Source organism: Martinezella miluonensis, from assembly GCF_900094545.1.
Classification (GTDB): Bacteria; Pseudomonadota; Alphaproteobacteria; order Rhizobiales; family Rhizobiaceae; genus Rhizobium; species Rhizobium miluonense.
Map to the genome: position 1 here is coordinate 19,411 of NZ_FMAH01000061.1, position 13,710 is coordinate 33,120.

10 protein-coding genes are annotated in these 13,710 nt (G+C 60.7%); 4 read left to right on the forward strand and 6 right to left on the reverse strand.

Going from position 1 to position 13,710, the window contains the following annotated elements:
* Window positions 1-244: 244 nt before the first annotated feature.
* From mutT to GA0061102_RS29885, 4 genes are all read right to left on the reverse strand, one after another.
* Window positions 245-658: an 8-oxo-dGTP diphosphatase MutT gene (mutT, locus tag GA0061102_RS29870; RefSeq protein WP_092855921.1), complete on the reverse strand. Its 414-nt coding sequence runs from the start codon at window positions 656-658 to the stop codon at window positions 245-247.
* The gene (locus GA0061102_RS29875; RefSeq protein ID WP_092855923.1) at window positions 655-1,464 is read right to left on the reverse strand and encodes a GNAT family N-acetyltransferase; all 810 of its coding nucleotides are present in this window, start codon (window positions 1,462-1,464) and stop codon (window positions 655-657) included. The genes mutT and GA0061102_RS29875 overlap by 4 nt, the downstream gene beginning before the upstream one ends.
* On the reverse strand, window positions 1,445-2,686 hold the full coding sequence (argJ, locus tag GA0061102_RS29880) for a bifunctional glutamate N-acetyltransferase/amino-acid acetyltransferase ArgJ (protein ID WP_092855925.1): 1,242 nt from the start codon (window positions 2,684-2,686) through the stop codon (window positions 1,445-1,447). The genes GA0061102_RS29875 and argJ overlap by 20 nt, the downstream gene beginning before the upstream one ends.
* A gap of 63 nt (window positions 2,687-2,749) precedes the next feature.
* Complete coding sequence (locus tag GA0061102_RS29885; RefSeq protein WP_092855927.1) at window positions 2,750-3,652, reverse strand: peptidylprolyl isomerase; 903 nt, start codon at window positions 3,650-3,652, stop codon at window positions 2,750-2,752.
* 245 nt (window positions 3,653-3,897) lie between these two features.
* On the opposite strand from GA0061102_RS29885, the gene secA reads away from it, so the two are divergent.
* Window positions 3,898-6,618 carry a preprotein translocase subunit SecA gene (gene secA, locus GA0061102_RS29890; RefSeq protein ID WP_092855928.1) on the forward strand — a complete coding sequence of 907 codons (2,721 nt, stop codon included), beginning with the start codon at window positions 3,898-3,900 and terminating at the stop codon, window positions 6,616-6,618.
* A 101-nt stretch (window positions 6,619-6,719) separates the two neighbouring features.
* Here the strand turns inward: secA and GA0061102_RS29895 are convergent, their stop codons facing one another.
* Window positions 6,720-7,349, reverse strand: coding sequence for a glutathione S-transferase family protein (locus tag GA0061102_RS29895; protein WP_092855929.1), 630 nt, complete (start codon window positions 7,347-7,349; stop codon window positions 6,720-6,722).
* 240 nt (window positions 7,350-7,589) lie between these two features.
* Between GA0061102_RS29895 and GA0061102_RS29900 the strand changes: the two genes are divergently transcribed.
* Both GA0061102_RS29900 and GA0061102_RS29905 read left to right on the forward strand, forming a co-directional pair.
* A complete protein-coding gene (locus GA0061102_RS29900) occupies window positions 7,590-9,017 on the forward strand; it encodes an oligosaccharide flippase family protein (protein ID WP_208858721.1) in 1,428 nt (475 codons plus the stop codon).
* Between the two features lie 3 nt (window positions 9,018-9,020).
* Entirely contained in the window at window positions 9,021-10,292 is a 1,272-nt protein-coding gene (locus GA0061102_RS29905) for a GNAT family N-acetyltransferase (protein ID WP_092855930.1), read from the forward strand.
* Window positions 10,293-10,374: 82 nt separating this feature from the next.
* On the opposite strand, the gene GA0061102_RS29910 is transcribed toward GA0061102_RS29905, so the two are convergent.
* Entirely contained in the window at window positions 10,375-12,021 is a 1,647-nt protein-coding gene (locus tag GA0061102_RS29910) for an AMP-binding protein (protein WP_092855931.1), read from the reverse strand.
* Window positions 12,022-12,379: 358 nt separating this feature from the next.
* On the opposite strand from GA0061102_RS29910, the gene GA0061102_RS29915 reads away from it, so the two are divergent.
* Window positions 12,380-13,360: an aldo/keto reductase gene (locus GA0061102_RS29915; RefSeq protein ID WP_092855932.1), complete on the forward strand. Its 981-nt coding sequence runs from the start codon at window positions 12,380-12,382 to the stop codon at window positions 13,358-13,360.
* The last annotated feature ends 350 nt before the right edge of the window (window positions 13,361-13,710 follow it).

Sequence of the window (13,710 nt, forward strand, 5' to 3'; positions counted from 1 at the left end):
GTGGCGCCGTGATTTTTACCTTTGGATTGATGCTCGAGCATCTGGAGGCAATCCGCCGGGATGCAACCAGACGGTCGGAAATGCTGACGGAGTTGCTCCGGAGAACATCGAAGACAGAGCCTTCCCATCGAGAGGCTATGGCGAACAATCTCGACCAGCTCACCAAGTCGAACTTCCGCTTCAAAGAAATCTAACCCCAGGGCAATTCCAGCAGGGCAAATAGCGGAAGCACCTGAATTAGCTCTTAGAGCAGATCCTGTAGGAACGGGATCAGCGGCTCGTCGGCCGGCGGCATCGGGTAGTCGCGCAGGGCCTGCGGCCGCACCCATTTGAGCGCCTGCCCTTCCCGGCCATGCGGGATGCCTTCGTAACGCCGGCAGATATAAAGCGGCATCAGCAGATGGAAGGTTTCGTAGGTGTGGCTGGCAAAGGTCAGCGGCGCCAGGCAGGCAATTTTCGTCTGGATGCCGAGCTCTTCCTGCAGCTCGCGCACCAACGTCTCCTCAGGCGTCTCGCCGACCTCGACCTTGCCGCCGGGGAACTCCCAGAGGCCGGCCAGCGACTTGCCCTCAGGGCGTTGCGCCAGAAGAATGCGGCCATCCGTATCGATGAGCGCGCAGGCGGCAACGAGGACGATCTTGCGGCCAGTCTCGCTCATACGTCCTCCGGGGGGCGCCAATAGCAGTAGCGATAAGCCTCGCGGAACCCGAAACGGGTATAAAGCGCCAGTGCCGGCTCGTTGGTGGCGCCCACCTGCAGCCAGGCGGTCTTGGCGCTGCGCATCCGCGCCCAGCGCAGTGCGGACGTCAGGATCTCCGCGCCCAGGCCCTTGCGCCGATGCTGCGGCGAAACCGCAACCGACATCACGCCGGCAAGATCATTGTCCTGCACGCAAAGCGTCGTGGCCACAGGCCCGGCGTCGTCATTCTCGATGACGAAAAGACCCGAGGGCGGCTTGATGCTGCTCACCACCTCCGCCAGCGCAGGCTTCATGGCCGGATCGACCCCGTCAACCATCAGGCTGGCATCGACATAACGGCCGACATCATGGCTCGGCAGGTGATCCAGCATGTCAGGCAGCTCGAGATCAACGAGGTCGGCGATCATGACTATCGTCTCCTCAAACCGCGTCCAGCCGCGATCCCGCAGAAGATCGATGAGCTGCGGTGAGGCCAGCGGCGTCTCGCGCACCACCATCAGCCTGCCATAGGCTTCAAACTTTCGCTGCGCCTTCGCCAGCCGAATTTCGAGATCGCGATGATCAGAAGGATCGAGCGGCACGACCGAGTTGAGCCGCTTCGAGGGATGACCAGCTGTCAGCCGAACCTGCCAGCTGCCATCATACTGCACGGAAGAGGCAGGCCAGGCCCGGAAGCCGACGGCTTCGAGCCTGCGCACCAAGGGCAGTTTGTTTATCGTGGACTGCGCATGCATCAGCGAGGTATCAGCTCCGGTAGTCGCCATTGATGGCAACATATTCCTTGGTGAGGTCGCAGGTCCAGACCGTCGCGCGACCATTACCGAGGCCGAGATCGACCTTCACGGGAATATCCTGCTGCTTCATGACATTCGAGGCCGCTTCCTCGGAATAGGAAGCATCGCGCTCGCCGTTGACGGCAACGCGAACGTCGCCGAACCAGATGGCGAGCTTGTCGCGATCCGCCATCTCGCCGGCCTTGCCGACCGCCATGACGACGCGGCCCCAATTGGCGTCCTCGCCGGCAGCCGCGGTCTTGACCAGCGGCGAATTGGCGATTGAAAGCGCGATACGCTTGGCGGCAGCATCGTTTTCGGCGCCTGTTACAGTGATTTCGAGCATCTTGGTCGCGCCTTCGCCGTCGCGAACGACCTGAATGGCGAGATCCTTGAGCAGCTCGTTGAGTGCCGTGCGGAAGCCGGCAAGCTGCGGATCGTCCGCGCGATCTATATGCGCCTGCCCATCAGCTGCGGCAGCACCGGTGGCAAACAGCATCAGCGTATCGGAGGTCGAGGTATCGCTATCAACGGTCATGGAGTTGAAGCTCGGGCCAACACCATCGGAAAGCAGCACCTGCAGCGCGGAAGAGGAAATATCGGCATCCGTAACGACGAAAGAAAGCATCGTCGCCATGTCGGGCGCGATCATGCCGGCGCCCTTGGCAATGCCGTTGATGGTGACCTTGACGCCGCCGATGTCGGCGCTGCGCGTCGCGACCTTCGGATAGGTATCCGTGGTCATGATCGCCTTGGCGGCCTCGAACCAGAAATCGTTGACGGCATCCTTGGCCATGGTGTCGAGCACGCCGGCAAACTTGGTGGCATCAAGTGGCTCGCCGATGACGCCGGTGGAGGCGAGATAGACTTCGTTTTCACCGCAGCCAACGGCAGCAGCCGCAGACTTGGCGGTCAGCTCGGTCGCTTGGCGACCCTTGAGGCCGGTAAAGGCATTGGCATTGCCGGAATTGACGACGACGGCGCGCGCGCTGCCAAGGGCTAGGTTCTGCCGGCAGAAATCTACCGGAGCCGAAGGGCACTTCGATCGGGTGAAAACGCCGGCGACGGCTGCGGGCTTGTCGAAGACCATCAGCAGAACGTCGGTGCGGTTCTTGTACTTGATGCCGGCGGATGCGGTGGTCATCCGCACGCCGCGAAGCGCGGGCATGGAAACGAAAGATTTGGGAGCGAGCGGGGAAACGGAACCGGACATGAGAGCCACCTAATAGTGAAGAGCCCGGAAAATCCGGGCCCTGATGATCCTGTTTGCGATTGCTTACTGCTGCGGCTGAACGCCAGGCGCAACGGCGTCGTCCGCCGGAGCCGCGTCCTGCTGCTTCTGCGCATCCTCATAGGCCTTGCTGAGCGCCGGGTCGCTGATGGCGACCTTGCTGTCCTGCTTGGCCTTATTCAGAAGCTCAAGATACTTGTCGCGCATGACGAGCTGACGAACCTGGTCCTTGACCTGCTCGAACGGCGGAGGAGGAGCATTGCGCTTGTCCTCGACCTTGATGACGTGCCAGCCGAAATCGGTCTTGACCGGCGTCTTGGTGTAGGTACCAACAGGCAGAGCGAATGCGGCGTCTTCGAATTCCTTGACCATGCGGCCGTGGCCGAAATAGCCGAGATCACCGCCATCAGCCTTGTTCGGATCCGTGGACTTTTCCTTGGCGAGCGCTGCGAAATCCTTGCCGCCATCGAGTTCCTTGATGATTGCCTTGGCTTCGTCCTCGGTCTTCACCAGGATGTGGCGGGCATGCACTTCTTCCTGCTTCGGCAGGGCAGCGACTTCCTTGTCGTAGCGAGCCTTGACTTCGTCATCCTTGATGGCGTCGGCAACATGCGCCTTGAAATAGGAGTTGTGCAGCTCGCGATCACGCAGATAGGCCATGTGCGCCTGGAAATCCGGCGTCTGGTCGAGCTTTTCGGCAGCAGCCTTCTGGGACAGCAGCTTCACGTCGATCGAAGCGGAAAGCGCGGCGACCTTCTTCTGGTCGTCCGGAAGCTGGCCGAGCTGCGGATCGAGGTTGGCAATCGCCAGATCGAGCTCGGACTGGTGGATTTCGACATCGCCGACCTTGGCGACAACGGGATCCTTGGCGTCAGCAGCAAAAGCCGGCGCCTGGAAGGTAATGATCGTTGCGAAAGCAACCGCGGCAAGTTTGTTGTACTTCAACATAAGATAACCCTTCGGTGGTCTCGACCGGCTCGACAGATGGGAATCCGGCGTGAAAAAGCCTTCAGCAGGAGAATGTGGCCTTTGTGTATCGGCCAAATCCCGTTGACATCAATCGACCCCCCTCTTATCTGTCACGCAACCTCGCGTCCAGAACAGTTTCCGGCCGTTTTGTGCTATACTCCCGTTTTTTTGGGAGTGGATAAAGCAGAGAACGGCCGGATGAAATCTCAGAAAGGACCAGTCACATGGTCAGCCTAGGTGGAATTGCCCGCAAGTTGTTCGGCTCGTCCAACGACCGCCGGGTCAAGTCGTTCCAGCCGAATGTCGTTGCCATCAATGCACTCGAACAGCAGATGCGTGCGCTGTCCGATGAGGCTTTGGCCGCCAAGACGGTTGAGTTCCGCCAGCAGCTTGCCGACGGCAAGACGCTCGACGACCTCCTCGTCCCCGCCTTTGCGGTGGCACGCGAGGCGTCGCGCCGCGTTCTCGGCATGCGACCTTTTGACGTACAGCTCGTCGGCGGCATGATCCTTCATTCCAACGCCATCGCCGAAATGAAGACCGGCGAAGGCAAGACGCTCGTGGCGACCCTGCCGGTCTATTTGAACGCGCTCGCCGGCAAGGGCGTGCATGTAGTCACGGTCAACGACTACCTGGCACAGCGCGACAGCGCCACCATGGGCCGCCTCTACAGCTTCCTCGGGCTGACCACGGGCGTCATCATCCATGGCCTGTCCGACGAAGAGCGGCGCGACGCCTATGCCTGCGACATCACCTACGGCACCAACAACGAGCTCGGCTTCGACTATCTGCGCGACAATATGAAGTATGATCGCGGACAGATGGTCCAGCGCGGCCACAGCTTCGCCATCGTCGACGAAGTGGACTCCATTCTGGTCGACGAAGCACGCACGCCGCTGATCATTTCAGGCCCGCTTGACGACCGCTCCGATCTTTACACGACGATCGACGCCTTTATCCCGCGCCTTTCGAAGGAAGATTACGAAATCGACGAAAAGCAGCGCTCGGCCAATTTCTCGGAAGAAGGCACCGAGAAGCTGGAAAATATGCTGAACGCAGCCGGTCTGCTGAAGGGTGAATCGCTGTACGACGTCGAGAATGTCGCGATCGTCCACCACATCAACAATGCGCTCAAGGCCCACAAGCTCTTCCAGCGCGACAAGGACTATATCGTTCGCAACGACGAAGTCGTCATCATCGACGAATTCACCGGCCGAATGATGCCGGGCCGCCGCTATTCGGACGGCCAGCACCAGGCCCTGGAAGCCAAGGAACGGGTGCAGATCCAGCCGGAAAACCAGACGCTGGCGCAGATCACCTTCCAGAACTACTTCCGCATGTACGGCAAGCTCGCCGGCATGACCGGTACGGCGTCGACGGAAGCGGAAGAATTCGGCAACATCTACGGCCTCGACGTGATCGAGGTGCCGACCAACCTGCCGATCCAGCGTATCGACGAGGATGACGAAGTCTATCGGACGCATGAAGAGAAATACAAGGCGATCATCGCGGAAATTCTGGACGCGCATAAGCGTGGCCAGCCGGTGCTCGTCGGCACCACATCGATCGAAAAGTCGGAACTTCTCGCCGACCTCATGCGCAAGCAGGGCTTCAACAATTTTCAGGTTCTGAACGCCCGCTACCATGAACAGGAAGCCTATATCGTTGCCCAGGCCGGCGTTCCCGGCGCAGTGACGATCGCTACCAACATGGCTGGCCGCGGTACCGACATCCAGCTCGGCGGCAACCTCGAAATGCGTGTCGAGCGCGACCTGCACGAAGTCGAGCCCGGTCCGGAGCGCGACGCCGCGATCGCCAGGATCGCCGAGGAGATCAAGGAGCTCAAGCAGAAGTCGCTTGCCGCCGGCGGTCTCTACGTCATCGCCAGCGAACGCCATGAAAGCCGCCGTATCGACAACCAGCTCCGCGGCCGTTCCGGCCGTCAGGGCGACCCCGGCCGCTCGAAGTTCTATCTGTCGCTTCAGGACGACCTTATGCGCATCTTCGGCTCCGACCGCATGGATGGCATGCTGCAGAAGCTCGGTCTCAAGGAAGGCGAGGCCATCGTCCATCCCTGGATCAACAAGGCTCTGGAACGCGCCCAGAAGAAGGTCGAAGCCCGCAACTTCGATATCCGCAAGAACGTCCTGAAGTACGACGACGTGCTGAACGACCAGCGCAAGGTCATCTTCGAACAGCGCGTCGAACTGATGGATGCCACCGATCTCTCCGAAACCGTCGGCGACATGCGCCACGAGGTCATCGAGGATCTGGTTTCCAAGCATATCCCCGAACGCGCCTATGCCGAACAGTGGGACGCCGACGGCCTGAAGGCTGGCGTTGCCAACTTCTTCGACCTCGACATGCCGGTCCACGACTGGGTCAAGGAAGAAGGCATCGCCGAAGACGATATCCGCACCCGCCTGACCGAAGCAGCCGACAAGGCCGCAAATGAGAAGGCCGAGCGCTTCGGCCCCGAGATCATGACCTATGTCGAGCGCTCTATCGTGCTGCAGACCCTGGACAATCTCTGGCGCGAGCACATCGTCAACCTCGACCATCTGCGTTCGGTCATCGGCTTCCGTGGCTATGCGCAGCGCGACCCGCTGCAGGAATACAAGGCTGAAGCTTTCGAGCTGTTCCAGTCCCTGTTGAACAATCTGCGCCAGGCCGTCACCGGCCAGCTTTCGCGCGTCGAACTCGTGCAGCAGCCGGCCGAGCCGGAAACCCCGCCGATGCAGGGCCGTCACATCGACGCATCTACCGGCGAAGACGAATTCGCCCCGTTCAACCTGGCGAGCGAAAGCTTCGTGCCTCCGGAAAGCCGCGACCCGCGCAACCCGGCAACCTGGGGTCGCATCGGCCGCAATGAGGCCTGCCCCTGCGGCTCCGGCAAGAAATACAAGCATTGCCACGGCGCCTTCGAAAGCACCGAAGTCGTCTGACGTTTCGCAAGCCGGTAGCAATGACCAGAATGCCGCCCGTTGGGCGGCATTTTAGTTTGCAGTGAACTATGATCCGACATGGCGACTGACGAACGTCGTGCTCAGACGGCGGAATGCGGATCGTCGCCGTATAGGTAGACCGGATAGCCAGGGCCGATAACCTCCGAAACGCGATCGAACCAAGCGATGAGCGTCGGATAGCCGGAGAGGATAAAGCCGCAGTCCGCCGCTCTATGTGCGTAGGCGTAGACCGCTATATCCGCGATCGAAAACTCCTTACCGGCGAGAAACGGCGCACTCTTCAGCCCACGCTCGAGCGCGGCGAGAGTACGCAAGGCGCCCGCCCGTTTGACTTCAACTAGAGCTGAATTGAGTTCCAGCCGCTCCGTCAGCGTCCAGAAGCGCAGCGTGCCGATGACCGGTTCGACGTGATACTGCTCGAAGAACAACCACTGCATGACCTTGGCGCGCTGATAGCGGTCCGCCGGAAGAAACTGCGTGCCTTCGGCGACATAGCAGAGGATAGCGTTCGATTCAGCGATTGTGTGCCCATCCTCCAGTTCGAGAACGGGGATGCCGCCTGCCGGATTGAGATCGAGAAAAGCATCTGTGCGCCCCTCACCTTCGAAAATCGATACCAAACGGGTGCGGTATGGAATGTCCAGCAATCCGAACAGAACCCTGGCCTTCCAGCCGTTCTGCGACGGCAAATAGTCGTAAAGCGTGAGCATGCGACCCTCCTCTGGTGGTCCATCGATTCTGCATGACGGCTTGGTCTCCGCCACCCGTTTCCTGCGTCGGCTTCCTGCTCAGATCGGCGGTCAGCCCACGACATCCAACGGTTGCTTTTTGGCCGGTCGACAGACAACCGACCCTGTCGGCAAACGTCGATTTTAGGTATAGAACGAACCTATTCTTAACCCTCCTCTGCCAAGACTAGGGCGAGTTCGGGATCATATTTAAAGTATTGCGTGTTGATCATGGCGGTCTTTCAAACAGCGGAGAGAATGCTGCCGTCCGCAGTGCGGGCTGTGCTGGCACCGTATCTGCGCAAGCTCGCCACTCTCCTTGTCAGCCGTGACGAAAAGGCCGTTTCGCAGCGGATGGCGCTGATTGCCTTCGCCATCCGGATCGTCGGTGCAGCCCTCGCCTTCCTGTCGCAGATCATCCTCGCCCGCCTGATGGGTACGTTTGAATACGGCGTCTTCATCTTCGTCTGGGTGCTGATGATCCTGTTCGGCAACCTTGCCTGTCTCGGCTTCCCGACCGCCATCATCCGCTTCCTGCCGCAATATGACGCGAGCGGCGATCATAGTGCCCTTCGCGGCCTCAATGCCACGGCCCGGCTGTTCGTCGTCGGGCTTTCCGGCACGCTTGCCTTGCTTGCGGCCGTCCTGGTCTATGCCTTGCGTGGCGCCATCGAACATTATTACGTCATGCCGATCCTGCTCGGCCTGATCGCTGTGCCGATGATCGCGCTGGGTGACGTTCTCGACGGCACGGCCCGCGCCAAGCACTGGCCGATCATGGCATTGAGCCCAACTTTCCTGATCCGCCCGACGCTGATCCTTCTCTTCATGGTCGCTGCCGTTCTTGCCGGCGCGCCGCGCGATGCGATCACAGCCATGTCAGCGGCGCTGGCCGGCGCATTTACGAGCGTCCTGCTCCAATATCTGGTCGTTTCGCTCCGTCTGCGCCGCCACTATCCAAGCGGCGCGAAAACCATCGAGTTCAAAACCTGGGTGACCGTCGCCTTTCCGATTTTTCTGGTAGAGGGCGTCGGATATCTCTTCACCAATTCCGACGTCATCGTGGTCGGGATCTTCCTCGATCCAGAGGAAGTTGCCGTCTATTTCGCCGCCGCCAAGACCATGGCTCTGGTTCATTTCATCTATTTCGCCGTCAAAGCGGCCATCGGCCCGCGCTTCGCAACCATCATCGCCGAAAACGACCAAGCCAAGCTCGCAGCCTTCGCCACCGAAGCGACCCGCTGGACCTTTTTTCCCGCGCTCGCCGTCGGCCTTGCCGTTCTGGCCGCCGGGCAGCTTCTGCTGTCGCTCTTCGGCTCTGCTTTCATCGAAGGCCAGATCGTGATGGCGATCCTTTTCTGCGGCATCCTCGCCAAGGCATTGGTCGGTCCGGCCGAAGTACTGCTGACCATGGCGGATAAACAAATGATCTGCGTCTATCTCTATGCCGTCGCGCTTGTTGCCAATATCGGCCTGAACATCATCTTCATCCCGCGTTTCGGTATCGAGGGTGCGGCCATGGCTGGTGCCGCCGCCATGGTGCTCGAAGCCTTGCTCCTGCACATTGCCGTGCGCAAATCGCTCGGCATCACACTTTTCGCCCTCATCCGCCGTCCAACGGCGTCAACGACAACGAGCGGGGCTCTCTAGACCATGACGCGCCCTCCCTATACCCAAACCACCGACAGCCAGGTCAATGCCCTGACGCATACGCTCGCAGCGCTGCACTTCGAAACGCCGAAGGCCGAAGCTCGGGTCGAGGTCGGCAGGTCCGGTCGCGAGCTCTGCCTTTATCCCGGCAAGCTCGGCTATGAGCTGCAGGACGAGTTGGATTTTCTGTCCAATCGCTCCATGGAGCCGAACGTCTTCTTTTCCGGCCGCTTCCTGGCGCCCGCCATGCCGCGCCTTGAGGATCGGCAAGTCCGTCTCGCATTGATGCGCGATAATAACAGCACGCGTAGCCGCATACGTCTGCTGATGCCTTTCACGGTCGACAAGCCGGGCTTTGCGATCGGCCCCTCGATCATCCGCGTCTGGTCGAACTCCTTCGGCCCGCTCGGCACACCGCTGGTCGATGCCGAGGATGCTGGCGAAACGCTCGACAACCTCTTCGAAGGACTTGCGCGACCTGAGCTGCGCCTGCCGACGGCGCTCGTGCTGCCGGACCTGCGCCTCAACGGCCGTTTCGCCCAGATGGCCAAGGTCGTTGCCATAGGCCGCAACCTGCCCATCACCGTGGCAAACGCCTTCCAGCGCCCCATGCTCGACAGCAACGAGGATGCGATCGCCTATCTCAAGCGAACGATTTCCAACGCCCATCTGCGCGAAATGCGCCGCCAATGGCGGCTGCTGGAGAGCCAGGGCGAGGTCGCCTACCACGTCGCGCGTCAACCCCGCGACATTCACCTGCGCATGGAAGAATTCCTGGCGCTGGAGGCAAGCGGCTGGAAAGGCAAGAAGCGCACCGCGCTGGTGACCGACCGCCATCATGCCGCCTTCGCCCGCGAAGCGATCTCCAACCTCGCAGCCATCGACGCCGTCCGTATTCACACCATCGATCTCAACGGCAAGGCCATCGCCTCGATGATCGTGCTGATCATGGGCGGTGAGGCCTATACCTGGAAGACGGCCTATGACGAGGCCTATGCTCGCTATTCGCCTGGCAAGCTGCTGATGGGCGAGCTGACGGAGTGGCATCTCGACGACGCCAACGTCGTTCGCTCCGATTCCTGCGCCATCTCTGATCATCCGATCATGAGCCGCTTCTGGCACGAGCGCGAGGACATGGGCACGCTGATCATCGGCCTGACACCGAATGGTGACCGCGACGTCCGGCAGATCGCCACCCAACTGCATATGTATCGCAGCACCCGTAACATGGCGAAGCTGCTGCGCGAAAAGATCCTGTCGCTTACGAAGCGCTAAAGCAATTCCAGCAGAAGTGCACAGCAGTTCTGCGTCCGGGAATGCGTGAAAACAAAGAGATAGAGAATTTCCGTAACTCCGTTTAGGACGGAAATGCTCTATCTTCGGCAACTGCCCGCTCGCGCAGCAAGCGGCGGATCACCTTACCCGAAGTGGTCAACGGCAGCGCATCAACGAATTCGATCTCGCGCGGATATTCGTGCATGGAAAGCCGGGTCTTCACCCATTCGCGGATTTCGGCCGCCAATGCCTCGCTCGGCTCGCGACCGGGCACGAGAACGACATAAGCCTTGACGATTTCAGTTCGCACCGCATCCGGCTTGCCCACCGCCGCAGCAAGCTGCACGGCGGGATGGCCGCCCAGACAATCCTCGATTTCGCTCGGACCGATGCGATAGCCCGACGAGGTGATGACGTCGTCGTCGCGGCCGATGAAGGAAATATAGCCATCCGCATCCTGTCGGCCGATATCGCCGGTTAACAGCCAGTCGTTGACGAATTTCGCCTCCGTCGCCTTCTCATTCTGCCAGTAGCCGAGGAACATCACCGGATCGGGCCGCTTGATCGCGATCTGCCCGCTCTCTCCCACGGGAACCTCGACGCCATCGGCATCGACGATCGCGACCTGATGGCCCGGCACTGATTTGCCCGTCGCCCCGCCGCGGCTGACGCCGAAGGCGGCACTCGATGAGAGCACGAAATTGCATTCCGTCTGGCCGAAGAATTCATTGACGCTGACATCGAGCACCGATCGCGCCCATTCGAAGGTTTCGCGACCGAGCGCCTCGCCTGCCGAACCGATGGTGCGCAGCTTCAGGTTATAGCGCGCCCGCGGATTGTCGACGGCCTTCAGCAATCGCAGCGCCGTCGGCGGAATGAAGGCATTGCGCACCTCCATCTCGGCCATGATGCGGAAGGCCATGTGCGGATCGAACTTCTGCGCAGGAGACGAGACGACGGGAACGCCGAGCATCAGGCTCGGCAAAAGCGCATTCAGAAGGCCGCCTGCCCAGGCCCAGTCCGATGGCGTCCAGAGCCGGTCGCCGACTTGCGGAAAGCCTTCATGGGCGAACTGCATGCCCGGAATATGCCCCGGCAGGACGCGATGTCCATGCAGCGCACCTTTCGGCGGCCCGGTCGTGCCCGAAGTGAAGATCATCAATGCGGGATCGTCCGGACCGGTATCCGCCACTTCGAACAAGGACGGATGTGCCGCCACCAGATCGGCAAAGCCGGAGACGCCATTTTCCGCGCCGTCGATGCAGATCACTTGCGTCAGTTCGGGCAGCCGGTCCCTGATGGGGCGCAGCCGCTCGAGGCCGAACCGGTTGGTCACGATTGCCGACGCCCCGGAAGTCTTCAAACGGTATTCCAGCGCCTCCGCACCGAAGAGCAATGCCAGCGGCAGGGCGATCGCCCCCATCTTATAGATCGCCACATGCGCCACGACCGTCTCGAAGCTCTGCGGCAGCAACAGCGCCACGCGATCTCCGCGATGCGCACCAAGTGCGACAAGCGCATTGGCGAAAGAAGCGGAGCGATCTCGCAACTCGCCATAGGTCATGGAAAAGTGATTGCCGTCCGGATTGAAATGCTGGAGGCAGACCCGATCGGGCTCGCGCTCGGCCCAGGCATCGCAAACAGCATGTCCTATGTTGAATTTCGCCGGAATCTCCCAGCGAAAGTCGCGATAGAGGGCTTCATAAGTATCACGCGGGGGCAATTTCATGCGAAATTCCAAAAATGGTGCGGTGCAGCTAACACCTGTCGCCCCTGGGGTTCAAGGAAACATTTGAGATTGCCGTCTTCCCCGGCGGACGAATCGTCTTATTTATTGAAGAATACTTCGAAGCTCTTCACGAACTGACGCACCAACCGGCGGCAAGCTTGGCCCGCCGATTTACTTTAGAGCAATTCCAGGAAAAGTGCGCAGCGGTTTTCCGTCCGGAGTTGCGTAACAATAAAGAGATAGAGCGGTTCAGAGCTTCCATGAAGATCTGAACCGCTCGAGGTGATGCACGCATTCCGCCCGCCCTCCCGACGGCGGGCCTCATTGCGCCGGATAATCGAATGGACGGAGAATATCGATGGAACACGTAAAGCTTGGCAGAACCGGTCTTGAAGTTTCGCGCATCTGCCTGGGTTGCATGACCTATGGCGACCCGGACAAGGGCACGCATGCCTGGTCATTGAAGGAGGAGGAAAGCCGCCCGCTGCTGCGTCAGGCGATCGAGGCCGGCATCAATTTTCTCGACACGGCCAATACCTATTCCAACGGCTCCTCGGAGGAGATCGTTGGCCGCGCCATCAAGGATTTCGCGCGCCGCGATGATATCGTGCTCGCCACCAAGGTCTTCAACCGCATGCGCCCCGGCCCGAACGGTGCCGGCCTGTCGCGCAAGGCGATCTTCGACGAGATCGACAACAGCCTGCGCCGCCTCGGCACCGACTATGTCGATCTCTATCAGATCCATCGCTGGGACTACACGACGCCGATCGAGGAGACGCTCGAAGCGCTGCATGATGTCGTCAAGGCCGGCAAGGCCCGCTACATCGGCGCGTCCTCGATGTACGCCTGGCAATTCGCCAAGGCGATCTACACCTCGCGGCTCAACGGCTGGACGGAGTTCGTCAGCATGCAGGATCACCTGAACCTGCTCTATCGCGAAGAGGAGCGCGAGATGCTGCCCTTCTGCGAGGACCAGAAGATTGCTGTCATTCCCTGGAGCCCGCTCGCCCGCGGTCGCCTGACCCGCGACTGGGACGAGGCCACGGCCCGCACGCAGTCCGACGAATTCGGCAAGACGCTCTACACTCAGGCGCTCGAAGCGGACCGCAAGATCGTCGATGCCGTCGGCGCTGTCGCCAAGGCGCGCGGTATCCCGCGGGCGCAGGTGGCGACCGCCTGGATCCTGCAAAAGAGCGCCGTAACCGCACCGATCGTCGGCGCCTCCAAGCCCGGTCACATCACGGACGCCGTCGCCTCCCTGGAAGTCAAATTGACGCCGGAGGAAATCGAGGCGCTGGAATCGCCCTATGTCCCGCATGGGGTTGCCGGGTTCAAGTGAGCTGGGGTTTGGAGCGGGTCAGGCAAGGGCAATGATGCCGCATCTGTTTGCCTGGCCCCTCACCCCAGCCCTCACCCCGCCCATGCAGGGAGAGGGGGTTATTGCGTTCAATCAATCCCTTCAGGGTCAATGGACAGAACGGCAGATACGGAACAGTCCCCTCTCCCCGCAAGCGGGGAGAGGGCTAGGGTGAGGGGCACTCCCAACCTCTAAAGCCGCTTGAACCGTTGCAAATCGCGCAAAAGTGACTTCACCAGTGGAGTGAACCCCTGGGGCTGGACCAGCGATGCGCGTCAAACTAAGCCGCCTGCTGGGCGAGTTGGGTTTCAAATTCTGCTGGCGATCGATAG

Excerpts from the sequence above, each read along its gene's own strand:
- mutT (WP_092855921.1), bottom strand. The coding sequence starts at position 658 with ATGAGCGAGACTGGCCGCAAGATCGTCCTCGTTGCCGCCTGCGCGCTC.
- GA0061102_RS29875 (WP_092855923.1), bottom strand. The coding sequence starts at position 1,464 with ATGGCGACTACCGGAGCTGATACCTCGCTGATGCATGCGCAGTCCACG.
- argJ (WP_092855925.1), bottom strand. The coding sequence starts at position 2,686 with ATGTCCGGTTCCGTTTCCCCGCTCGCTCCCAAATCTTTCGTTTCCATG.
- GA0061102_RS29885 (WP_092855927.1), bottom strand. The coding sequence starts at position 3,652 with ATGTTGAAGTACAACAAACTTGCCGCGGTTGCTTTCGCAACGATCATT.
- secA (WP_092855928.1), top strand. The coding sequence starts at position 3,898 with ATGGTCAGCCTAGGTGGAATTGCCCGCAAGTTGTTCGGCTCGTCCAAC.
- GA0061102_RS29895 (WP_092855929.1), bottom strand. The coding sequence starts at position 7,349 with ATGCTCACGCTTTACGACTATTTGCCGTCGCAGAACGGCTGGAAGGCC.
- GA0061102_RS29905 (WP_092855930.1), top strand. The coding sequence starts at position 9,021 with ATGACGCGCCCTCCCTATACCCAAACCACCGACAGCCAGGTCAATGCC.
- GA0061102_RS29910 (WP_092855931.1), bottom strand. The coding sequence starts at position 12,021 with ATGAAATTGCCCCCGCGTGATACTTATGAAGCCCTCTATCGCGACTTT.
- GA0061102_RS29915 (WP_092855932.1), top strand. The coding sequence starts at position 12,380 with ATGGAACACGTAAAGCTTGGCAGAACCGGTCTTGAAGTTTCGCGCATC.